Origin of the sequence: Sungkyunkwania multivorans, from assembly GCF_042675645.1 — a bacterium.
Taxonomy (GTDB): domain Bacteria; phylum Bacteroidota; class Bacteroidia; order Flavobacteriales; family Flavobacteriaceae; genus Sungkyunkwania; species Sungkyunkwania multivorans.
This window is the reverse complement of record NZ_JBHTJH010000005.1, coordinates 154,050-176,269: the sequence shown is the minus strand read 5'-3', so window position 1 is coordinate 176,269 and position 22,220 is coordinate 154,050. Positions and strand designations below refer to the sequence as shown.

Here is a 22,220-nt window from a genome sequence, read left to right as displayed (position 1 = left end):
TTACGACTCAGATTTCAACTGATGAAATCTTGTCAATACGTTCTAGTTGTTTGAAAGTTCGGATGTTTACACATTCGATTTATCTTTAAAAAGATATCGACTAAGTAATAAGTAAATTATTAATGCTCCTGCAACAACTAAGAGTACTGTCGTTCCAATACCCAAGGCAGTATTTGTTTCATTATGATAGTTTTCACTTATGCGGCTACTTAGATAACTGAACGACCTCATTGGAATTACCGCCAAGGCAACGAGGATGGCCAGATACTTAGGATTGGCATATTTTGTAAGAACTGAGTAAAGTAAAGGAGCTGTATGAATTTCTGCTATACTGAATACTACAATGGAACCAAAATAAATGGGCACATGCTCACTAGAAGGAATAGCAGGAATCATAAAGAGTATTCCAAAAGATAGAGCACCCAGAAGAAAGCCAAGAATCATTTTTACTAATTGTCGACTATAAAAATATGACCATATAATTGCAAAGATAAGGGCAAAGAGGATTGTCACACTTGAGCCGAGAGCGCTCCAAACACTTCGAGAAATACCAAATACTTCTGTTTCGCCAAATTGCATGAGTATGTCAAAAGACCGTATATTGGCCATTTCATAGGCGGCCCAAAATATAGCGACCAAGATAGGCGTAAATAGAATGTTCAGCACCCGTAAATTGATGGGCGCTTTTATTTTAACTGGCTTATCTGATTGCGATTTAAAAAAGTATATCAAAAAGACCGAAATCAGCATTAGAATACCTGCTACTATAAATCCTAGCATCATGAATCTTTCACCAATATACCCTAAGAGCATCATTCCTAAAAAAGTTCCAATACTTACCATCAGGTATAAAATCATAAACCCTGCATCGAGTAATTTCGTCTTATCTAAATATGATTTTCCAAATGATGCAATTAGATTGGGAGAATATAATCCATTACCAAGAGCTATTAGGCCTAATCCCATATATAGTGCTATTGATGACGGAACACAAAGCGCAAAGGCTCCTGCCGCTTGAATCGTTCCGCCGATTATCATCGCCCACCTACCGCCAATCAGAAGATCGCCTAAAAGTGCCCCTAAAATCTGTGAAAAAACGATAGCCGCTGTAAACCATCCATATATCAAGAGCGCCTCCGTTATTGACATTTTTAATGTTTCACCAACCATGTAAACAACTATGAGCGAACGCAAACCATAATACGATGCTCTCTCAAAAAGTCGCGAAAATCCATATATGAATGTCTCATTGTTATGAGAACGATTTAGAGTCTTTTCCAAATAATTTGAGTATTCTTATTAATGATTCTGACCTGATCACCATGATACCTCCAAATTTGAGGGTAGCTATAATCTTCGTGATCATTTTTTTGACCACTTGCTCAATTGCCCAGCATCTAGTCTTAAAATACTATCATTACAATCAACCAAGAGCAAATCATATTTCGCCTTAGACACCTTGATCAGCGCACCTAAATATGAAAAATCACATTGAATAAGCAGTACTACCTCAACACCATATGCTTATGGTACTCCATCAATCCATCGATCGGACGACGTCTCACCAGCCCAAGTTTTAATCCATTGGCCGCCAAGACCTCTTCCAACTCATCTTTTAGATAATATGAAATACTGCCTACAAAGTGAATATTTACCTCTTCGGCCTGTTCGTATTGCCTTATATAGTTGTCGATAAAGAGCTGCATTCCTTTTTTAATGAGTTTTTGGCTATATTCCTCTTCTTTATTCTGAATTAGAAACTTGGCAAACTTCGCCAAATAGGTATTTGGGTTTGGCTCTTTGTACAATTTGTTCTTAATGGCGTCGGCATCCAAATTGAATTCCGCAGAGAATTTTGTCGCCAACATATGTGGCATCTTATGAAAGTAATAGTCTCGTAGCATTTGTCTTCCAAAGTAGTTGCCGCTGCAATCGTCCATAAGGATATATCCCAACGACTGTACTTTTTGAAACAATTCGTAACCATCAAAATAGCTGCAGTTACTTCCCGTGCCCAAGATGCAGACGATGGCCTGTTCCATGGGTTTGGTGGTCGCATAGATGGCAGCATAGGTATCCTCCTTTACCACGATGGTCTGCGCTTCTGGAAAATACTCCTCGAAAATACGCTTGAGATATTTGCGCATGCGCTGTGTTCCGCAACCTGCACCATAAAAATAAAGCTGTGACACCTCTCTTCGATGCTTGTAGAGCTCAAAGTTGTTTACCAAACGCTCGTTGATGATCTCTCTTGTCAGTACCTCCGGACTCAATCCAAGCGTTTGTGTAAAGAACAACTGTTCGCCAGAATCATCTAATGCTATCCAATCTGCCTTTGTCGCACCGCTGTCTACAATCAGTATCATGGCATCTATTTTTTAAAAGAAGAAATTCCCAAACTTCCTTGCTATTTTCAAGATGCTTGGGAACCTTCTGTTTTTATCGATTAATTTTATAGTCCGTGTACATGTAAGGCCAAGTCGATCAATTTGCTCGAGTAACCAGCCTCATTATCATACCACGAGATCACCTTGTAGAATTTACTATTCAATTCGATCCCTGCTTCAGCATCGAAAATACTTGTTCTGGCATCACCTACAAAATCTTGAGAAACGACCATCTCATCGGTGTATCCGAGAATACCTTTCAGCTCGCCTTCAGAAGCCTCTTTCATAGCCTTTTTAATTCCATCGTACGAGGTGTCTTTAGCCAATTTCACAGTAAGATCAACAACGGACACATCCGCAGTTGGTACTCTAAAAGCCATTCCTGTGAGTTTTCCAACCAAAGAAGGGATTACTTTGGTCACTGCTTTGGCAGCTCCTGTAGTCGCAGGAATAATATTGAGCATCGCGCTCCTACCAAGACGATAGTTCTTTCTACTTGGACCATCAACGGTGAGTTGCGTTGCTGTAGCAGCATGAACGGTGGTCATCAAAGCCTCCTCGATCCCAAAATTATCGTTGAGTACTTTGGCTATCGGTGCCAAACAGTTGGTCGTACAAGAAGCATTGGATACTATCTTCTGATCTGCGGTTAACTCCTTATGATTAACACCCATGACATACATCGGTGCGTCTTTGGAGGGTGCAGAGATCACTACTTTTTTAGCGCCACCTTGAATATGATAATCAGCCGTTTCCAGGGTGGTGAAGATTCCAGTACACTCGGCAACGATATCGGTACCAACTTCATCCCATTTTAGATTTTTGGGGTCACGCTCTGCAGTAACTCTGACCGTTTTTCCATCAACGATCAGGTTGCCATCCTTTATTTTAATATCTCCGTCATAGCGACCGTGCACTGAGTCATATTCCAATAGGTATGCAAGATGCTCAACATCCAAAAGGTCATTGATGGCCACCACCTCTACATTGTCCCTCTTTAGCGTTGCGCGAAAGACCAATCTCCCGATTCGGCCAAAGCCATTGATTCCTAATTTTAAAGTTGACATAAAAAATGTTTTAAATATTTAGTTGTTTTTGATGTAATTCAATTTTTCTAAGTTATCAGGTAGTCATGATATCTGACACTCTAAGCAATTCTTGGTCGATCTCCGATTTTCCCTTTACAGCCTTATCGAGTGGGGTAAGAATGATTTCGTCGTTTTTGACGCCGACCATAAAGTTCGACTTTCCGTCCAACAACGATTCTACCGCCTTCACTCCCATACGACTTGCTAGTACCCTATCATAACATGATGGGGATCCGCCGCGTTGCATATGTCCTAAGACAGAAACGCGCACCTCATAATCGGGTAAGTTCTCTTCGACATATTCTGCTAGCTCAAAAACATTCTTTCCTGTCTTATCACCTTCCGCTACCACGACAATGCTAGAGGCTTTTCCAGATTTCTTACTTCTTTTCAAAGAATCCAAGAGACGTTCCAAGCCCATATCTTCCTCAGGGATGAGGATTTCCTCTGCTCCTGCTCCGACTCCCGCATTTAAAGCGATGTCACCCGCATCTCTTCCCATCACCTCGACAAAAAATAGACGATCATGTGAGCTCGCCGTATCTCTGATTTTGTCAATGGCCTCGACCACAGTATTTAAGGCCGTATCATAACCTAAAGTAAAGGTAGTGCCATAAATGTCATTATCGATCGTACCCGGAATTCCTATGATAGGAAACTTGTATTCTTCATTAAAGACCAGACCTCCCGTGAACGTTCCATCACCACCGATAAGCACCAAGGCATCGATACCGTAATCTAGCAATTGGTCAAAAGCTTTCTTCCTTCCTTCCTTCGTTCTAAACTCTTTGGATCTTGCCGATTTTAAAATGGTCCCTCCCTTGTTGACGATGTTGTTAACACTACGTGCATTCATCGGTTTAAAATCGCCCTCGATCATGCCTTGGTATCCTCGATAAATACCAACACAATCGATGCTGTGATAAGCACACGTTCTCACCACCGCGCGTATCGCCGCATTCATCCCTGGAGCGTCCCCTCCAGAAGTCATAACTCCTATTTTTGTTATGCTTTTAGCCATTCAATTTTTGGTTTGAAAAGTAAAGCTACCAAACTTATTTTAATAAATTGATAGGCCATTAGCCTTTTTTATATACTTTTAAAATTTCAATCGTTTTCGTTAATAAATTCTTATTTACATGGGGCTTAACACCATTGATTATGCACTAATCATTGCCTTTTTCGCAATCTCTCTACTTATCGGAATCTATGTTTCGAAATCCTCTGGAAAGAACACAAAATCCTTCTTTTTGTCGGGTAGAAATATGCCATGGTGGATCCTTGGAGTTTCGATGGTTGCTACCACCTTCGCTGCCGATACCCCAGGACTCGTAACCGAGCTCGTAAGAGACAATAGTGGAGTATCTGGCAATTGGGTCTGGTGGGCACAACTCCTTACAGGGATGGTCACCGTTTTCTTCTATGCGAGACTCTGGAGAAAATCTGGCATCACCACCGACCTAGAATTTTACGAAATGCGATACAGTGGAAAGGCCGCCGCCTTCTTAAGAGGATTTAGAGCGGTCTATCTAGGTGTCATCTTTAATGTGGTGACCATGGCTGGAGTTTGCTTGGCAGCAGCTAAGATAGCCAATGTCATGTTGGGATTGACCCAAGGCGAAACCCTCCTGATCTCATCTATCGTGGTGGTTATCTATGCTTCACTTGGAGGGCTGAGAGGTGTCTTGATCACCGACTTTATACAGTTCATCATCGCTATGATAGGCAGTATTTGGGCTACGATCTACATTCTTAATTTAAAGGAAGTAGGTGGTTTGGAAAACCTTCTTGCTCACCCCAATGTTAGTGGAAGGCTAAACCTGCTACCAGACTTTACCGATACGACCAGTCTCATCCCACTATTTATCATCCCACTTGCCGTACAATGGTGGAGCACTTGGTATCCTGGGGCTGAGCCTGGAGGCGGTGGTTATATCGCTCAGCGCATGCTCGCTGCCAAAGACGAGAAGCATGCGACCAAAGCGGTGCTTTTTTTCAACTTTGCGCATTACGCCTTGCGTCCTTGGCCCTGGATACTAGTAGGGTTGGCCTCTTTGGTGGTCTTCCCCGACCTCGCTTCTTTGAGCACTGCGTTTCCCGGACTGGAGGACAATATCAAAGGACATGATGTGGCATATCCCGCTATGCTTACCTATTTACCAGCTGGACTGCTAGGGCTTGTACTTACTTCATTGATCGCAGCATTTATGAGCACCATTTCTACCCAACTCAATTGGGGGGCCTCCTATGTTGTGAATGATTTCTACAAACGCTTTATTAATAAAGCCTCGACGGATAAACAGGACGTGGCCATTGGACGAATCGCAACGGTCGTATTGATGATATTGGCCGCAGGACTTTCTTTTTTCATTCAATCTGCCAAAGACATTTTTGACCTATTGCTGCAAATAGGTGCCGGAACGGGGCTTCTCTTTATTTTAAGATGGTTCTGGAATCGCATCAATCCATATAGTGAAATCGCGGCGATGGCCATTTCCTTTATCATTGCCATTGTATTCTTCATCAACGGGAAAATGCAGCAACCATTTCTTCAACTTGAGGGATGGCAACAATTGGTATGGGGAATTGCAGTTACCACCATTGGTTGGATCGCCGTAACCTTGCTCACAAAACCAACAGATAAGGAAACGCTACTAAAGTTTGAGGCCTTGATCTTTGGTGCTTCGTCAAAATTTGAAAATTTTAGGTATAAAATACTCGGTTTTTTTGCCGGGACCATTGGTATCTACGCGACACTATTTGGTACCGGTTATTTCATCTATGGAAAGTACATCTTGGGGTGTTCGATGATCGCCCTTTTGACGATCGCCTTGATCGCCATTCGATTTAGCTGGAAAAAGATCTTTTAGTTCTTTTTCTTTTTTTCACTCTTGAAAGAAAGTCCTGGAAGTGTTGGCCGATCGTCTTCTGAAGATTTTGCATCTTGCTCTTTCTTCTTGCGCTCGCGTTCCTCCATTTTCTTCTTGCTTCGCTTGAAGATCTTACCTAGTAATTCTTTGAAGTTGTCAAAATCCACTTGATATGAGAGACCGACACCTTGCGTGTAGCCAAGCTCGTCGGTGACATACTGGAAGTCATTCTCCCTATTAAAAACTTTAGCTCTAAGGGTTCCGTCCTCGTTGAGCAGCAGGTCTACCTGAACATCACCGATGACAGCGGTCTCAGTAATTCCGCCGACCGGAACCCCAATTCTGCCATTGACCAAGATCCGATCGGTTATTTGTGTGGTCACCGTGAGTCCCAACCGGTCATCGGTTTCTATACCATTGACACCACTTCGATCTCCAGGCGCGTAATTGACCCCAATATTTACTTTACTGTCTCCTTGGTTGAACAAGCTATCGAAAAGTCCGGAGGCAGTCTCTAAGAAATTATTGGCCAATGCCTGTTGGGAGATGGAAACATCATTCATAAATACACCCTGCGACAAGAGTGAAATCGCCTGTAGTTGTTCTCTTTCTTCATTGGCCAATCGATATTCCAATTCAGAGACCACTACCCCGCTGGCATTGGGGAATCTAATATCAAATTTCGGATCATCGGGACGCATCAATTCCCCTTCCAATCGAATTCGCACCTCGGTGGGAATCTTTCGGTTAAAATTGGGGTTGTCCAGCAAAATTGCGGGATTTGCACCATTTGGTACGGTGTACGCGGCTTCGATGTTCACTTGAGCTTGCAGCGGATCTCCTTCCCAGATAATAGTTCCTTCTGGCAATACCACAAACCTTTTATCGAATAATCCACCATATTTGAAATTATAGATACCTTCATATGTGATCAAGTCACCCCACATGTTGAACTTTCCATTCGTATCGATCTCCATGCGTAAACTCCCAGCTCCCTTTCCTCTCAAAGTACTTCCAGAGCGCTTGTCCAGGACGATCTCTACTTCAGCATCCGGCGTCACGTCCAGATCAAAATTTAGCGTGAGTCCTTTAAACTCTTCCAAGGCCATTTGTTGTGACCCGTTGCCATTGGCATCGCTCTTGTCCACAAATCGTATGAAAGAGCTGTCACCGATCGTCACCACATCGCTTATTGGAATTTTAATCGAGGTTCCCTTTTCTGTCAAGGCCTCTACATCGATGATCAATCGGTCTGTTGGACCATAGATATGCGCTTTACCATCCATGAAGGCAGTTCCGTAATAGAGCTCGTCTTCATCTTCTTTTGTGTTGAGTACCAAAAGGCGATTCGTATTCAGCATAAGGTCTAATTCCCAATCCGAAAAACGACTGTGCCTTATATCGCCGTCTAGTATCCCTTTGGTCTTGAACGCGGTATCAACAATATTGACCTTGTCAAAATGGAAGGTCTGGTCATAGAGCTGTACCTTGGCGGTATTTGCAAAATCAAAATCGACATTTAAATATGGAATGGCTATTCCTGCCTGTTCGAGTTGAAGTTGTCCGTTGATCGAAGGGTTTTCCAATGCTCCTAACACCTTTGCCTTCCCAGAGACAAAACCACGCATATTGGCGATCACTCCTTCTCCCAAAGGGTCAAAAGGCCGTAGGTCGAGTTCTTTGAGCTCGGTATCTACATCGATAAAATTTCCGCTCTCCCTTACTTGAATATCTCCTTTTGCAAATAGCGATCGTATATCGCCCCTTACCAAACTTGCGTCGACCGTATAATCTGTAAGATCTTCGTTTCCTGCGACTTTTACATCGAGATCACCCAACACAAATTCATTCACGGCCAGGTTGGCTATGTCTAGCGAGGAAGTGGTAAGATAACTTCTATTCTTTTGAAAAACATTAAGGCTTCCGTTGACGGTCCCGTCCAATTTTAGGCTATCTATTCTAGGAGTGATTTTTTTAAGATCTACATCGGTGAAGCGTAATTTTACGTCCTTGTACGTGGAATCTATTAGTTTTCCCTCGATATCGATCTTTTCATCTTCGTACGTTAAGACCATTTTATCGATGTCTATCGTATCGAGTCTTTTGCTAAAGATGACCTTGTTCTGCTTGTTATTTTCGGCATTTATAAGCCATTCATTTCCTTTGAAATTTAGGCGAGATCTTTTCACACCAACCACAGAACGTTGATTGGTATCGATGGTATGATAAAAGCTAAGGTCATAGTTGTCCCTGTTTTCCTCACCTCCATTGAACTCAGTTTTAAAGAATAAGGTATCATTCAAGGTTACGTTGACCAGATTGAAATCGTTGGCGTTGTAATATCTAGTATTGATATCAGCAACTTCCACAATAGTGTTGAACAGGGGGTTCTTATTATCTATCTGTATATTCACATCATCGAAGACATTCTCAAAAAAGTCGATACTGGGTGACTTGAAATTGAGTTTGAATTCTGAGTCGTTTGCCGCAATATTCCCTCTAATGAAGGTATTTGGACCTAAAGAAACCTCTGGAAAGAACACATCGATGATCTTGTTCTTGATATTGAAGTTAAAGTCGACAAATTGACCTTCCGTAACCACATAGGGGCTATAGTTTGCATAAATACTTCCGATGGCATTCTGGGCCAAGTAACCAAGTTCCATCATCTTGAATTTGCCTTCCAAGGAACCTGTGACGATGTCGGAAGAATTTATCGTTATGGTTCTGATGCTATCATTAAAACTACTGACCACCTCAAAGTCCTTGAAAAAATATTCTTGGTTCTGATTCTTGTAGTACGTCTTCTCAAAACGGATCTCTCCATCGAGATCGTCTAAATTTGTCCCCACCATATTCATCGCAAGGTCACCTCTAAAAACAGAGATACTATCTCTTTGGACAAAATTCAATCTCCTTAGGTCAGCATGGTCTATAGATGCCTTAAAGTTAAAGTCGTTCTTTTCACCAGAAAAATCAGCCAACCCTTCAAAGGTTAGTTTTGCATTTTGATCTCTAGAAACAAGGCGGCCATCAAATAGCTGATCTTTTAATATTCCAGATACCGAAAGGTTTTTATAACTATAATTCTTGTATCCGAGCTTAAATACTCTTCCTCTCACCTCCGTGTTCAGATTTTCTTTTGTAAAACCTTGCCCATCAACAACAAGGTCAAACGAGGCTATACCAAATTCATCATCCTCCAACAAGACCCCTAAGTCTAAATTTTCTGCGATGATCGTCCCAGAGTATAGTGCATTGTCAATGTTATTGATCTTCGAAAGCACCAGATCCGATACCAAAACCCCGATATTGGTCTCAATGACCACATCTGCATCGATTGCTTTTTCGGTGATGTTGGTGTAACCGGCGATATTGAACTGCCCAAAACGTTGAAATGAGGAGGGCAAAGAACGGCCCAATATGTTCGGCAACAAACTTTGTAGCTGAAAATAATTTGAGGATAATCGTTCAAAATCTCCATCGAGTTCGAATCCTCTTTTAGAATCAAAGAGATTCTTAAACTGGATGTTACCATCGATGCGGGTCGAGCTCGAAGCCAATTTAAAATCGTTCGCGGTAAAATCATTCAGCACCCCTTCTAGCTTTGTAGAAAAATCTGCGGTTATAAAACTTCCGAATTCATTATAAAAGAGATTCACTTCGTCAAAAGAAATTGTGGCTTCCGAGAATTCTGCGGAAACCTTCACTTTATCAAAAAAGTCTTGGAAGTCTTTGCGCTCATAATTGAACACAATTTCACCGGCCACTTTGGATAAGGGTGTTTTGATGAGCAGGTCGTCAAAGCGCATTTGGGATAGCGTATAGGTAAAGCTAGTGGCCAGGCTTTTTACCCTTAGATTTCGATCATCCAAAAAACTAAGTTCATTGACCTTAAGAGATACATTTGGCCCTTCGACCACCAGATCCTGTCCTTCAATGGACAAATCGGTAAAAACAAGCACATCCGAAGATGTCTTATTTTCATCGACCAACAGGAATCTACTGTTTTCGATATCGATATCGCCAGTGCTTAGAAAAAATGACGAAGGTTCAGTCTTTGGAATGGTATCATATTGTTCCAATTTTGCTACAAAAACATCTAAACTCGTATCTTTTTCATCCTTATACGTCTTAAGCTTAAAAGTTAGGGCATCGATATCGATATCACCAAACTCCAATTTCCCATCAGCTGCATTCTTTGCACTTAGCAAGGAGGTATTGAGTTTTCCAACAAAAAATAGGGTGTCTTTGTGATGATCCTTGATAAATATTTCTTTGAGTGAGACATCCAGATTCCATTTAAGCCCGACACGCCCAATATGGATGTCCGTGCCGTATTTTTGGTTGATATCATCGGTAAGCCTTTTCGCTAACGATGTCTGTACCGCGGGAATAGAAAAGAAACCAATCAGAAGGACCAGCAACAACAGTATAGCCAACACTGTTCTAAGAAGTATTTTACGCAGTTTTTTGATAGCCCCTAATGTTTTAACTTTGCCAAATTACAACAACTTTTGTGCCTTTCTATTAATGAGATCTGAAAACATTTATATCCTTGGTATAGAATCATCATGTGATGACACTGCCGCTGCTATCATTCACAACGGAAAAAAATTGTCTAATGTTGTCGCCAACCAACAAATTCACAAAGAATATGGTGGTGTGGTTCCCGAGTTGGCCTCGCGGGCGCATCAACAAAATATTGTCCCTGTTGTACAGCAAGCCATTGCCAAAGCAAATATCGACAAAAAACAGCTATCGGCCATAGCATTCACACGCGGTCCTGGATTGATGGGTTCCTTGTTGGTAGGCACCTCATTTGCAAAGTCTTTGTCTTTGGGGTTGGGAATTCCGTTGATCGAAGTAAATCATATGCAAGCACATATTTTGGCCCATTTTATTGACGAAGAAGGCTATTCCCAGCCTAACTTTCCATTCCTGGCAATGACCATTAGCGGCGGACATACGCAGATCGTAAAGGTCAATGATCATTTTGATATGGAGGTCATTGGGGAGACCATCGATGATGCCGTTGGTGAAGCCTATGACAAAAGTGGGAAAATATTAGGCTTGCCTTATCCAGCGGGACCTTTTATAGATAAACTTGCTCAGAAAGGAAACCCAAAGGCCTTTCCATTTCCCAAACCGCAAGTTAAAGGACTTGACTTTAGTTTTAGCGGTCTAAAGACTGCTATTCTATATTTTGTTCAGAAAAATGAAAAGGAAAACCCTAACTTTATAAAAGAAAATCTTGAAGATATCTGTGCCTCTATTCAGCATACCATCGTAAATATTTTAATGGATAAGTTGAAAAAGGCCTCGAAGAAAACAGGTATCAAAGAAATTGCAATTGGAGGGGGCGTATCGGCAAATTCTGGTATTAGAAAAGCACTAATGGAAGGTGAAAAGAAATACGGCTGGACAGCGTATATCCCAAAATTCGAATACACCACAGACAATGCGGCAATGATCGCCATTGTAGGCTACTTGAAATATCTGAATGATGACTTTGCCGATCACGATATCGCGGCAAATGCCCGAGTAAAAATATAGTTAAATAGACAGCTAAAAGTTGAAATGGCGTGCAACGAAACATTGGCCAACGGAATACGTGAAATAATTCGTTCTTTTTCTGAAGAGTTCACTGAAAAAAAGATGTTTGGAGGACTTTCGTTCTTGTATAAAGGAAAAATGACCGTGGGTATCATTAAAGAGGAGCTGGTTGTTAGGATAGTTTCTGAAAAGGAGCAAGCAATGCTCGACTTTCCGTATGTAAGACCAATGGATTTTACAAAGCGTCCTATGAAAGAATTCATCTATGTTAGCGAAGAAGGACTAAAAACCGAAGAGCAATTGGTACAATGGATAACATTAGGACTCGAACACGCCAAAAGTAAATTAAAATAGTCGCCATAGAACGGCTATAAGACCTATTGAAAAAGAATCTTAACAATCATTGAAAGATAAGAGAGAAGGGAGAAGAAATGGGTTTGAGGATGTAGAAGTTGATCTTAAATGTTTAATGTGATTGGCAAGGTATCTCCAATACTGAACTTATAAACTTTTAACTCAAAAACCAGAACCCAGCAAGCAATACACAAGAGACAAAAGATAAGCGAGTTTATACCTGAAAACTGAATCCAGTATGCAACTATTCTATGAACCATCATTAACTGAAGACACCAAGCAATTTTCCTTTGACAAAGAGGAAAGTAAACATATCCACAAGGTTTTAAGAAAGAAAGAGAATGACATTTTACATATCACCAATGGGAGGGGCTGGATATTTGAAGCGAAGATCGTGATCGCTGATCAAAAGAATTGTGTCGCAGACATCATAAAGGCCCGCGAACAGCCAGAACGAAACTATTATCTTCATCTAGCTGTTGCCCCAACAAAAATGAACGACCGTTACGAATGGTTTTTAGAGAAAGCGACCGAAATTGGTGTTCATGAGATCACTCCGATCATATGTGAGCATTCCGAAAGAAAGATCATCAAAACAGAGCGTTTTGAAAAGATACTTCAATCAGCCATGAAACAGTCATTACAATATCATCTTCCCAAATTGAATCCCGCCATTTCATTCAAGGAGTTCATAAAACACAAATTCAAAGGGCAGCTATTCATTGCCCATTGTGAAGATACATATCGATATTCTATAAAACGGAAGGTAGCCGCCGATCATAAGGTAACCATACTCATTGGTCCCGAAGGCGACTTTTCTGTAGAGGAAATAGAATTGGCCAAAGAGGCAGGCTTTACGCCGATCAGTTTAGGAAGTACTAGACTAAGAACGGAGACGGCAGCTGTGGTCGCTTGTCAAACGGTGTCACTTATCAACGAATAAAAGGTCATTTCCGGTTTTGAAAAGCCGCTATTCCTAGATCGTGAATTAACTTTTCTTCACATATCTGGTGAGAATCACAATCCGTTGACCGCTTATTCGGCCTTCAATGTGCTCAGGATTATCATGTACCAATGTGATATTTCTAACGGCGGTACCCCGCTTTGCTGTAAAGTTGGCTCCTTTTACTTCTAGATCTTTGATCAGCACCACGCTATCGCCAGCAGAAAGAACAGCACCATTACTATCCTTATGCAATGAACCCTCATCGATTTCCACACCGTCACCAGATGCCTTGGCCCAATTTAATGTATCATCGTCCAAGTACATCATTTCTAGCAGATCTGCTGGCCAACCCTCGACCTTTAAACGATGCAACATTCGCCAAGCCATCACTTGCACAGCGGGTACTGGACTCCACATACTATCATTGAGGCACCGCCAATGGTTAGCGTCTGTTGTCTCTGGATTTTCTATTTGCTCCTTGCAGGTATTGCTTATTAGAATATGCGCATCTATTCCAGTTTCCGATGCGTATGGCACTTGGTAAACGACCAGATCTTCATTGCTTCCACTTAATTCGCATCTAGATCCGCTGCGTTTGTGCAGCTCCCGTTCTATACTCATAATTACCGCTTGTATATCAGACTCTGACGATCTTGGCACCAATCGCTCTCAAACGCTCGTCGATACGTTCATATCCGCGATCTATTTGCTCTATATTATGAATGGTGGACGTTCCTTTTGCCGATAAGGCAGCGATAAGAAGCGAGATTCCCGCCCGAATATCGGGCGAAACCATGGTGGTCGCTTTCAATTGCGATTGAAAGTCATGTCCAATGACCGTGGCCCTGTGTGGGTCGCAGAGAATGATCTTGGCCCCCATATCGATCAATTTGTCAACGAAGAACAATCGGCTCTCAAACATCTTTTGATGTACCAAAACACTTCCTCGAGCTTGAGTGGCAACGACGAGAACAATACTTAATAGGTCTGGTGTGAATCCTGGCCAAGGCGCATCGGCAATGGTTAAAATAGAACCATCGATATAGCTTTGTATCTCATAACCATCTTTATGGGCTGGCACATGAATGTCATCTCCCTTTTTTTCTACGGTAATTCCTAATTTTCTGAACACATCTGGAATTTGCCCTAGGTCGTTCCAACTTACATTTTTGATGGTGAGTTCACTTTTGGTCATTGCTGCAAGGCCGATCCAAGAACCGATCTCGATCATATCAGGTAACATTTTATGGTCGGTACCTCCTAAACGCTCAACACCCTCTATGACCAAAAGATTAGAGCCCACGCCGCTGATCTTTGCTCCCATTCGATTCAACATCTTACAAAGTTGTTGCAAATACGGTTCGCAGGCGGCGTTGTAAATGGTCGTGGTTCCCTCGGCCAATACTGCTGCCATAACGATGTTGGCAGTTCCAGTTACAGAAGCCTCGTCCAAAAGCATGTAGCTTCCTTTTAGTTTTTCGGCCTCTACACCATAGAAATAATCTTCACGATTGTAACGAAACTTTGCACCTAATTTTATAAAACCCTCGAAATGGGTATCTAGACGTCGCCGACCTATTTTATCACCTCCAGGTTTTGGAATGTATCCTTTTCCAAAACGCGCCAGCAGTGGACCTACGATCATGATAGAACCGCGAAGCCCACGTCCTTCTTCCTTGAATTTTTCGGATTCTAGGTAGTCCAAGTGAATGTCATCGGACTGAAAGGTATAAGAGCCAGGCTTATTTTTTTGAATCTTGACGCCCAAGTTGCTCAGCAGAAGAATGAGCTTATTTACGTCTCTGATATCGGGAATATTGTCAATCGTGACTTTCTCTGAGGTTAGCAATACGGCGCATAGAATTTGCAATGCCTCGTTTTTGGCTCCCTGTGGTTGAATCTCGCCTTTTAGCTGATGTCCACCTTCAATCTTAAAAGTTCCCATAAAAAAGGTTCGTGGGTATTTTAATTTAATATCTTTTTTTTCCGCGGCCGCCCTTGTGCTTGCCATTTCCACTCTTCTTGCTCTGTGGGCGTTGACGAATCAAGTCGCTAGACTCTGAAAGCTCTTCGTCCTCCGAGGTCAAACTTATTTTACCATCGGATAATTCATACAAGTGTTTGAATATCACCTTGTCTTCAACGGTATCCTTGTTCCAATTGAGAAAGCATTTTTTCATATGATTCGCGATGGTATAGACCAATGCCTCTTTCATCTCACCTTCTTCCCAGCTATTGGCCACATCGATCATTCGCTTGATATTGTTTCCATAGAAACGATACTTAGGATGATTCTGAGGATAACTTAGACGCTCTGGTGGTTGCGCTAGCAATTCTTCAGAAGGTTTAGGAAAGGGTGAGTCCACATCTAATTTGAAATCTGAAATAATAAATAACTGATCCCAAAGTTTATGCTGAAAATCTGGAACATCTCTCAAATGAGGATTTAGGTTTCCCATGACACCGATGATGGCGCTAGCTACCTTATTTCGTTCCTCTCTGTCTTCGATGGAAATCGCATGGTCTACCATTTTCTGGATATGGCGCCCATATTCGGGTATGATGAGCTTGTTGCGCTCGCTGTTGTATTCTAAACTATTTATCAAAATAAAATGTATGTATTATTGTCTGTCCGAAGTAAAAATCGTAAAGAGAAGTTTGCACTAGCCCGCAAAGTACTAATTTTTTCTAAATCACAAGGAGATCACACCCTCTACTTTTGACACTTCTTTATATTTAATGATGACCTCGTCAGGGTTTTTCATCCGCACATTGATAGATATACTGGTATATTTTCCATTAGAAGATTGCTTGGTAGTGATCACAGCACCTAAGTTATCAAAAATCTCCTCAATGGTGTTTATTTTTTCTTTGGAGGTGGGCACTATGAATTTATAAAGATATTCTGAAGGCCATAGGGTACTATTGGTCAACTCATCTTTCAACCTTAGGTAAAATGCGTCTTTTTCTTCTGGAGACATTAATGAGGGTATAAAAATTCATCTGCAAAGATACTAATAAAGTCCCATTTTTTTCTTTAGAGACAATTTCCTTATTTTGCCTCAAATAATATTCGATTTGACTACCAAAAGAATAGTGATAACCGGCGGGCCTGGCACTGGAAAAACCTCCATAATAAACGAACTCGTGAAGCGCGGCCACCGCTGCCTGGAGGAGGTCTCGAGGCAAGTGACGCTGGAAGCCAGGGAAAACGGCGTTGAGCAACTCTTCTTGACAGATCCTATTTTATTCAGCAAAAAACTGCTCGATGGTAGAATAGCACAATTTGAAGAAGCGAGCAGCATGGACGCCGCCATCACTTTCTTGGACAGAGGCATTCCCGACGTAGTCGCCTATATGGATTTTATCGGTGACCCCTATCCAGAAGAATTCACGATAGCCTGTAGAGAACATGCCTATGATATGGTATTTGTGCTTAAACCCTGGGAAGATATATTCGTCAGCGACTCCGAACGATACGAGAATTTTGAACAGGCACAGGCAATTCATCATCACCTAGTAGACACCTATAGCAACTACGGCTACGCATTAGTAGATGTTCCCTTTGGTACTGTTGAAGAACGCACTAACTTTGTAGTAAATGTCGTCAACAGCCTTTAATGTCATCATTAGAACAGATACTTAAATCTTTTTGGGGATATGATGGCTTTCGACCTTCGCAAAAAGCCATCATCCAAAGCATCTATAGCGGAAAGGATGCTATAGCCCTTCTTCCTACTGGTGGAGGTAAATCGATATGTTTTCAGGTGCCGGCTATGGCGCTCGAGGGTATCTGTATTGTGGTGTCACCACTTGTGGCATTGATGAAAGATCAGGTGAGAACACTACAAAGTAGAGGCATTAAAGCCTTATCACTGCATAGTGGAATTTCGTACGAGGAGTTGGACGCGCTCTTGGACAACTGTATCTATGGAAATTATAAATTCTTATATCTTTCTCCCGAAAGACTTCAGCAAGAGATCGTAAGGGAGCGCATCCGTCAAATGAATGTCAACTTCATTGCGGTCGATGAAGCTCATTGCATATCGCAATGGGGCCATGATTTTAGACCCGCTTATCTTCAAATTTCGGACTTACAAAAGCTACAACCGAACATTCCCGTTATAGCGCTGACCGCCACTGCCACAACCAAAGTGGTAGATGATATCATTCAAAAATTAGAATTGAGGGACCCTGCCATATTCAAGAACTCCCTCTACCGGCCTAATCTGGCTTATATGGTATACCGCACAGAAGACAAATTCTATAAGATGAAACAAATATTAGGTCGTAAAGCAGCCCCATCGATCGTATATGTGCGAAGCAGGCGTGCTGCGGCCGAGACGAGCAAGTATTTGTTAAATAGTGGTGTTTCTAGCACCTTTTATCACGGCGGACTTCCTGCGGAAGAAAAAGACAAACGTTTACACCTTTGGCAAAAGGAAGAGGTACAGGTCATGGTCGCAACAAATGCGTTTGGAATGGGTATTGACAAGGCCAATGTGCACACAGTGATACACACCCAATTGCCCGAAAGTATCGAAAGCTATTTTCAAGAAGCTGGAAGAGCCGGAAGGAATGGAGAAAAGGCATTTTCTATCATCCTAACCAGCAAACGTGATAAAGAACAGCTTACAAAACAATTTCTTGGAAATTTACCAAACACAAAGATCGTAAAGTACATCTACAAGAAATTGTGCAATTACTTTCAGATATCGTATGGTGAAGGAGAACAGGTCTCCTATAGTTTCAACTTTCAGGATTTTTGTAATACTTACAAATTAAAATCGGCCACAGCTTACAATGCCCTTAAGGTTTTGGACACTCATAACATCATCAGGTTGGTCCAAGATTTTAAGCGTAAAACCACCTTAAAGTGTTTGGTGAGCAGCAACAGGCTATTGAATTATCTTGAATCTAACCCAAATATTTCATTGGTGATGAGAGCGATCTTAAGAACCTATGGAGGAGCGTTTGAAGACCATGTGACCATTGACCTTAAGCGTATTGCCAATAAAACCCTGACTAGTGAAAAAGAGATCATCGCGATCTTCGGCCAGTTGGAAAAAGATAATATGATCGCATACACCACAGCTGACACCGATGCTGAAATTGTTTTCTTGGTCCCTAGAGAGGATGACACGACCATCAATCCTATCGCAAAATTCATTCAACAGCAAAATGAGCGCAAGGTAGCATTGGTCAACGCTATGGTATCTTATATTGAGAATGATGAACGCTGTAAGAGTATCCAATTATTGAAATATTTTGGAGAAGAAGTCAGTGAATCCTGTGGAATTTGTACTGTTTGTATTTCGAACGAGAAAAATTTGCCTAACGAAGCATCCGCCATAAAGATCAAAAACGACATCATCGATCTAATATCTAAGCACCCGGCAAGCTCTAGAGCAATACATGATGCGCTTCCCTACGAGGAGGTGGCTCTTTTGGATGCTTTAAGAGAATTGATCGCCACCAAAAAAATTATCATTAACGACTATAATCAATATGAGATAAGCGTCTAGATCATTGCTAGCGTTTGTTACAATGACAAAATAATATGAGAGAGTTAAGAATTGTATTTATGGGCACACCGCACTTTGCTGTGGCTACACTTGAGACGCTGATAGAGGCCAACTATAATATCGTCGGAGTGATCACGGCCCCAGATAAACCCGCTGGAAGGGGCAAGAAACTAAGGCAGTCTGCGGTAAAGGAATTTGCACTGGCGCATGGCTTAAAGGTATTACAACCCACAAATTTAAAAGACAAATCATTCATTGAGGAATTGAGAGCGCTGAGACCAAATTTACAAGTGGTCGTGGCCTTTAGAATGCTTCCAGAAGTGGTATGGAAGTTACCAAAATATGGGACCTTCAACCTTCACGCTTCTTTGTTGCCCGATTATCGAGGAGCTGCCCCGATCAATTGGGCGCTTATCAATGGGGATACAAAAACCGGAGTGACGACCTTCTTTATAGATGAAAAGATAGATACAGGAGAAATGATATTTCAAAAAGAAGTTGACATTTTCCATGAGGATGATGCGGGTGCGCTTCACGATCGATTGATGATGGAAGGAAGTGAGCTTGTCCTAAAAACGGTAAAGGCCATTGAAGAAGGGAATGTTACAACCACTCCGCAACCTAGAGATGTGGAAACTCGTGATGCGTTCAAGATACATAAGGACACCTGTAAGATAAACTGGAACGAGCGTGCGGAGAATATCTATAATAAGGTAAGAGGATTGAGCCCATATCCCACAGCGTGGTCCATTTTACATAACGAAGATCGAGAGATGAACGTGAAGATATATAAAGTACGACCCATTGTGGAGGCCCATAAAAAGGAGGTTGGCAGTGTGATCGTTTCAAAGGATCAGATCAAAGTCGCTGTTATAGATGGCTTTATAGAACTGATGGAACTACAACTTCCAGGAAAGAAAAGAATGGACAGTGCTTCGTTGTTGAACGGATATCATTTTTCAGAAAATGCGTACATGCGCTAAGCCCTTACAAACATTGGGCTGGGGGATTTTATCGATTAACGGTCAGGTTTATCAACAATCGCTCCAAGTTATCAACAAAATCACCGATTTCCCTTGCTATTACTTGCATGAACCGATTATCCATATAAATTTGTACAGGTAAAATCAATGTTTAACCAACAATTTTTAATTTTTTAAAAAGAAGATTATGAACAAAACAGAATTAATCGATGCAATGGCGGCTGATGCTGGAATTTCAAAAGCAGCAGCAAAAAAAGCTTTAGAGTCTTTCTTAGGTAATGTAGAAAAAACCTTGAAAAAAGGCGGAAGAGTTTCATTGGTAGGTTTTGGTTCTTGGTCAGTTTCTAAGAGAGCTGCGAGAGAAGGTAGAAACCCACAAACAGGAAAGACTATCAAGATCGCTGCAAAGAACGTAGTAAAGTTCAAAGCTGGAGCGGATCTAGGAAAAGCAGTAAACTAAACAGACCTGTTAAAATATTGACCAAAGGCGCTCCCAAAAGGGAGCGCTTTTATTTTGTAATACACCCACTTCATCTAAAAATTTGCAAGTTTCAGAAAAAATTCTAAATTTATAATAGAAAATTGGCACTTACATGATAGCACTTCAACCCAAAAAAGGCGTTCTCCTCGTTGCAGAACCATCAATCATTGGTGATGTTTCCTTTAACAGGTCTATCGTGTTGCTCGCCGATCACAACCAACAGGGATCCATCGGATTCATTCTCAATAAACCACTAGAGTATACCATCGATGAGCTTATTCCAGAGATCAATGAGAATTTTAGTGTATATAACGGTGGCCCTGTAGAACAAGATAATCTTTACTTCATCCACCGGATTCCCGACCTTGTTCCAAATAGCATAGAAATTTCAAATGGTATCTACTGGGGTGGAGATTTTGACACCTTACTTCGATTGATCAACGAAGGTGTCGCAAAGGAAAATGACGTAAAATTTTTCTTGGGCTATTCAGGATGGGAGGCCAATCAGTTGGAAGATGAATTAGGCTCTAACTCTTGGGTCATCGTAGAGAATACGTACAAAAGTAATATTATCGAAAAACCGTATAGCTCCTTCTGGAAAGAAAAGATGCTCGAGTTTGGAGGTGAATATGTAATTTGGGCAAATGCCCCAGAAAATCCTAGCTTCAACTAAGCTATCCCAATCTAACCTTGGTGTTTAATCTAGGTAAAAGCTGCTTCGCTAATTCATGCCCATAGCTCTTCTTTCTGTATTTTGTGATGGGTAAAATACCTCCGATAACGTTCGTCAAAAAGAGTTCATCTGCTTTTTGAAGCTCAAAAGGCGATATCGAAGTCTCTTCAACATCATACGCTTCGACCGTCGCTAACAAGTCCAGGACTTGCTTCCTAAGAACCCCTTTTATCGGCCCATCGGACAAGGGAGGTGTCTTTACCAGCTTTCCCTTACGCAGAAACAAGTTGCCACTTAAACCCTCCACAACATGTTTGTCGGTATTCAGAAGCAAACAACCCTGCAGCGCATTCTCCTCGGCATATATGCTACCCAATACATTGACCAAACGATTGTTGGTCTTACAATTAGATAAAAGGCCTGGCGCCAAGAAATGATCTTTATACAGGTCTACCTCATAGGGCTTTTCCGAAAGAATATAAAATGGCTCATCGAGAGGTTGAACTGAAATTAAAAAAGAGATGTCATTGGTCGTTGGCTTATACAGACCTCCAGCCTTTCTGAATACCGTTAATCTAACTCTGGCAGATCGGTCTAACAGGTCATTGCCGGTTAATGCCCTGGTAATCTCTGCTTCTAAAAATTCCATGGTGAAGCTCATCGGAATCTCCATCCGCAGGATACGCATGGATGACATAAGTCTAAAATAGTGGTCTTCCCAAAAAATGATCTTCCCGTTGACCACCTTTATCGTCTCAAACAGGGCATCCCCATAATATAACCCTCGATTATCAAAAGAAATACCTTTGGTGTCATCTATCAGAATACCGTCGTGATTGGTCATAAAAAAGCCCGAATATCTTTAAATAATATCGAGCAAATATAAGCTTTTAAAGATAATATTTTCCTAGGTCGAACCAATGACATGCTTAAGGTCTGAAACTTGATTTTCCCATAACATTTTGGCCTCTTCCACCTCATCTTCGTCCGAGAAGTCCGATACGATGAGCGAGACATCTTTTGTGATCTCATCGACGACGATCTTCATCTCAAAATAATAATTATTGTCCTCTTCTTCGTCTGTAGCCCATCTAAATTTTATGCGTTCACCGCTCTTCTTTGTGATGAGTTTTGCGATCTCTTCACTGCCATCCCATATAAATGTAAATTTTTCGCCTCTAGAATTTACATTATCAGCAAACCACTCAGATAAACCAGAAGGGGTTGATATATATTGATAAAGCAATGACGGAGAAGATTGTATAGGGAATTCTATTTCAAATTTAACCTTTTCGCTCATAGAGAGAGTATTTGTTTCTGGCAATATATATATTAAATGTTGAGTTTGAAAGAAATA

Annotated in this window: 20 protein-coding genes; 9 read left to right on the top strand and 11 right to left on the bottom strand. The window is 41.4% G+C overall.

The features are described 5' to 3' along the window. Nucleotides 1–66: 66 nt before the first annotated feature. From ACFQ1M_RS09630 to pfkA, 4 genes are all read right to left on the bottom strand, one after another. A complete protein-coding gene (locus ACFQ1M_RS09630) occupies nt 67–1,281 on the bottom strand; it encodes an MFS transporter (RefSeq protein WP_386407520.1) in 1,215 nt (404 codons plus the stop codon). Between the two features lie 224 nt (nt 1,282–1,505). Further along, nucleotides 1,506–2,366, bottom strand: a complete 861-nt coding sequence (locus tag ACFQ1M_RS09625; RefSeq protein ID WP_386407518.1) for an N-acetylglucosamine kinase — start codon at nt 2,364–2,366, stop codon at nt 1,506–1,508. Between the two features lie 86 nt (nt 2,367–2,452). After that, nucleotides 2,453–3,454, bottom strand: coding sequence for a type I glyceraldehyde-3-phosphate dehydrogenase (gene gap, locus ACFQ1M_RS09620; protein ID WP_386407515.1), 1,002 nt, complete (start codon nt 3,452–3,454; stop codon nt 2,453–2,455). A gap of 55 nt (nt 3,455–3,509) precedes the next feature. Continuing rightward, nucleotides 3,510–4,496 (bottom strand): 6-phosphofructokinase, encoded by a 987-nt coding sequence (gene pfkA, locus ACFQ1M_RS09615; RefSeq protein WP_386407512.1) that lies wholly within the window; start codon nt 4,494–4,496, stop codon nt 3,510–3,512. 118 nt (nt 4,497–4,614) lie between these two features. Here pfkA and ACFQ1M_RS09610 point away from each other — a divergent pair, with 118 nt between their 5' ends. Beyond that, complete coding sequence (locus ACFQ1M_RS09610) at nt 4,615–6,345, top strand: sodium:solute symporter family protein (protein ID WP_386407509.1); 1,731 nt, start codon at nt 4,615–4,617, stop codon at nt 6,343–6,345. On the opposite strand, the gene ACFQ1M_RS09605 is transcribed toward ACFQ1M_RS09610, so the two are convergent. Then, complete coding sequence (locus tag ACFQ1M_RS09605) at nt 6,342–10,790, bottom strand: translocation/assembly module TamB domain-containing protein (protein WP_386407506.1); 4,449 nt, start codon at nt 10,788–10,790, stop codon at nt 6,342–6,344. The two genes, ACFQ1M_RS09610 and ACFQ1M_RS09605, sit on opposite strands and share 4 nt — an antisense overlap. Before the next feature lie 88 nt (nt 10,791–10,878). On the opposite strand from ACFQ1M_RS09605, the gene tsaD reads away from it, so the two are divergent. The 3 genes from tsaD (at nt 10,879) to ACFQ1M_RS09590 (ending at nt 13,198) form a co-directional block, all read left to right on the top strand. Beyond that, on the top strand, nt 10,879–11,901 hold the full coding sequence (gene tsaD, locus ACFQ1M_RS09600; RefSeq protein ID WP_386407503.1) for a tRNA (adenosine(37)-N6)-threonylcarbamoyltransferase complex transferase subunit TsaD: 1,023 nt from the start codon (nt 10,879–10,881) through the stop codon (nt 11,899–11,901). Nucleotides 11,902–11,925: 24 nt separating this feature from the next. Beyond that, on the top strand, nt 11,926–12,255 hold the full coding sequence (locus tag ACFQ1M_RS09595) for a TfoX/Sxy family protein (protein ID WP_386407500.1): 330 nt from the start codon (nt 11,926–11,928) through the stop codon (nt 12,253–12,255). A 238-nt stretch (nt 12,256–12,493) separates the two neighbouring features. Beyond that, complete coding sequence (locus tag ACFQ1M_RS09590; RefSeq protein ID WP_386407497.1) at nt 12,494–13,198, top strand: 16S rRNA (uracil(1498)-N(3))-methyltransferase; 705 nt, start codon at nt 12,494–12,496, stop codon at nt 13,196–13,198. 45 nt (nt 13,199–13,243) lie between these two features. Here the strand turns inward: ACFQ1M_RS09590 and ACFQ1M_RS09585 are convergent, their stop codons facing one another. The 4 genes from ACFQ1M_RS09585 to ACFQ1M_RS09570 form a co-directional block, all read right to left on the bottom strand. Then, entirely contained in the window at nt 13,244–13,822 is a 579-nt protein-coding gene (locus ACFQ1M_RS09585) for a PhnA domain-containing protein (RefSeq protein ID WP_386407494.1), read from the bottom strand. 16 nt (nt 13,823–13,838) lie between these two features. Next, complete coding sequence (murA, locus tag ACFQ1M_RS09580) at nt 13,839–15,146, bottom strand: UDP-N-acetylglucosamine 1-carboxyvinyltransferase (RefSeq protein ID WP_386407491.1); 1,308 nt, start codon at nt 15,144–15,146, stop codon at nt 13,839–13,841. Between the two features lie 25 nt (nt 15,147–15,171). After that, nucleotides 15,172–15,807, bottom strand: a complete 636-nt coding sequence (locus tag ACFQ1M_RS09575; RefSeq protein ID WP_386407488.1) for a DUF4290 domain-containing protein — start codon at nt 15,805–15,807, stop codon at nt 15,172–15,174. An 87-nt stretch (nt 15,808–15,894) separates the two neighbouring features. Then, a complete protein-coding gene (locus ACFQ1M_RS09570) occupies nt 15,895–16,182 on the bottom strand; it encodes a DUF493 family protein (RefSeq protein WP_386407485.1) in 288 nt (95 codons plus the stop codon). A 97-nt stretch (nt 16,183–16,279) separates the two neighbouring features. Here ACFQ1M_RS09570 and ACFQ1M_RS09565 point away from each other — a divergent pair, with 97 nt between their 5' ends. The 5 genes from ACFQ1M_RS09565 (at nt 16,280) to ACFQ1M_RS09545 (ending at nt 20,863) form a co-directional block, all read left to right on the top strand. Then, a complete protein-coding gene (locus ACFQ1M_RS09565; RefSeq protein WP_386407482.1) occupies nt 16,280–16,822 on the top strand; it encodes an AAA family ATPase in 543 nt (180 codons plus the stop codon). Continuing rightward, nucleotides 16,822–18,726: a RecQ family ATP-dependent DNA helicase gene (locus ACFQ1M_RS09560; RefSeq protein ID WP_386407480.1), complete on the top strand. Its 1,905-nt coding sequence runs from the start codon at nt 16,822–16,824 to the stop codon at nt 18,724–18,726. The genes ACFQ1M_RS09565 and ACFQ1M_RS09560 overlap by 1 nt, the downstream gene beginning before the upstream one ends. A 35-nt stretch (nt 18,727–18,761) precedes the next feature. Continuing rightward, the gene (gene fmt, locus ACFQ1M_RS09555) at nt 18,762–19,709 is read left to right on the top strand and encodes a methionyl-tRNA formyltransferase (RefSeq protein WP_386407477.1); all 948 of its coding nucleotides are present in this window, start codon (nt 18,762–18,764) and stop codon (nt 19,707–19,709) included. Nucleotides 19,710–19,896: 187 nt separating this feature from the next. Next, nucleotides 19,897–20,169, top strand: a complete 273-nt coding sequence (locus tag ACFQ1M_RS09550; RefSeq protein ID WP_386407474.1) for an HU family DNA-binding protein — start codon at nt 19,897–19,899, stop codon at nt 20,167–20,169. A 133-nt stretch (nt 20,170–20,302) separates the two neighbouring features. Beyond that, nucleotides 20,303–20,863 (top strand): YqgE/AlgH family protein, encoded by a 561-nt coding sequence (locus ACFQ1M_RS09545; protein WP_386407471.1) that lies wholly within the window; start codon nt 20,303–20,305, stop codon nt 20,861–20,863. A gap of 1 nt (nt 20,864) precedes the next feature. Here ACFQ1M_RS09545 and ACFQ1M_RS09540 read toward each other — a convergent pair whose 3' ends face one another. Together ACFQ1M_RS09540 and ACFQ1M_RS09535 are read right to left on the bottom strand one after the other, a co-directional pair. After that, nucleotides 20,865–21,707, bottom strand: coding sequence for an aminotransferase class IV (locus ACFQ1M_RS09540; RefSeq protein ID WP_386407468.1), 843 nt, complete (start codon nt 21,705–21,707; stop codon nt 20,865–20,867). A gap of 63 nt (nt 21,708–21,770) precedes the next feature. After that, nucleotides 21,771–22,163: an START-like domain-containing protein gene (locus ACFQ1M_RS09535; protein WP_386407466.1), complete on the bottom strand. Its 393-nt coding sequence runs from the start codon at nt 22,161–22,163 to the stop codon at nt 21,771–21,773. Nucleotides 22,164–22,220 lie beyond the last annotated feature (57 nt).

Excerpts from the sequence above, each read along its gene's own strand:
- ACFQ1M_RS09625 (WP_386407518.1), bottom strand. The coding sequence starts at position 2,366 with ATGATACTGATTGTAGACAGCGGTGCGACAAAGGCAGATTGGATAGCA.
- gap (WP_386407515.1), bottom strand. The coding sequence starts at position 3,454 with ATGTCAACTTTAAAATTAGGAATCAATGGCTTTGGCCGAATCGGGAGA.
- pfkA (WP_386407512.1), bottom strand. The coding sequence starts at position 4,496 with ATGGCTAAAAGCATAACAAAAATAGGAGTTATGACTTCTGGAGGGGAC.
- ACFQ1M_RS09610 (WP_386407509.1), top strand. The coding sequence starts at position 4,615 with ATGGGGCTTAACACCATTGATTATGCACTAATCATTGCCTTTTTCGCA.
- tsaD (WP_386407503.1), top strand. The coding sequence starts at position 10,879 with ATGAGATCTGAAAACATTTATATCCTTGGTATAGAATCATCATGTGAT.
- ACFQ1M_RS09595 (WP_386407500.1), top strand. The coding sequence starts at position 11,926 with ATGGCGTGCAACGAAACATTGGCCAACGGAATACGTGAAATAATTCGT.
- ACFQ1M_RS09590 (WP_386407497.1), top strand. The coding sequence starts at position 12,494 with ATGCAACTATTCTATGAACCATCATTAACTGAAGACACCAAGCAATTT.
- ACFQ1M_RS09585 (WP_386407494.1), bottom strand. The coding sequence starts at position 13,822 with ATGAGTATAGAACGGGAGCTGCACAAACGCAGCGGATCTAGATGCGAA.
- murA (WP_386407491.1), bottom strand. The coding sequence starts at position 15,146 with ATGGGAACTTTTAAGATTGAAGGTGGACATCAGCTAAAAGGCGAGATT.
- ACFQ1M_RS09570 (WP_386407485.1), bottom strand. The coding sequence starts at position 16,182 with ATGTCTCCAGAAGAAAAAGACGCATTTTACCTAAGGTTGAAAGATGAG.
- ACFQ1M_RS09560 (WP_386407480.1), top strand. The coding sequence starts at position 16,822 with ATGTCATCATTAGAACAGATACTTAAATCTTTTTGGGGATATGATGGC.
- fmt (WP_386407477.1), top strand. The coding sequence starts at position 18,762 with ATGAGAGAGTTAAGAATTGTATTTATGGGCACACCGCACTTTGCTGTG.
- ACFQ1M_RS09550 (WP_386407474.1), top strand. The coding sequence starts at position 19,897 with ATGAACAAAACAGAATTAATCGATGCAATGGCGGCTGATGCTGGAATT.
- ACFQ1M_RS09545 (WP_386407471.1), top strand. The coding sequence starts at position 20,303 with ATGATAGCACTTCAACCCAAAAAAGGCGTTCTCCTCGTTGCAGAACCA.
- ACFQ1M_RS09540 (WP_386407468.1), bottom strand. The coding sequence starts at position 21,707 with ATGACCAATCACGACGGTATTCTGATAGATGACACCAAAGGTATTTCT.
- ACFQ1M_RS09535 (WP_386407466.1), bottom strand. The coding sequence starts at position 22,163 with ATGAGCGAAAAGGTTAAATTTGAAATAGAATTCCCTATACAATCTTCT.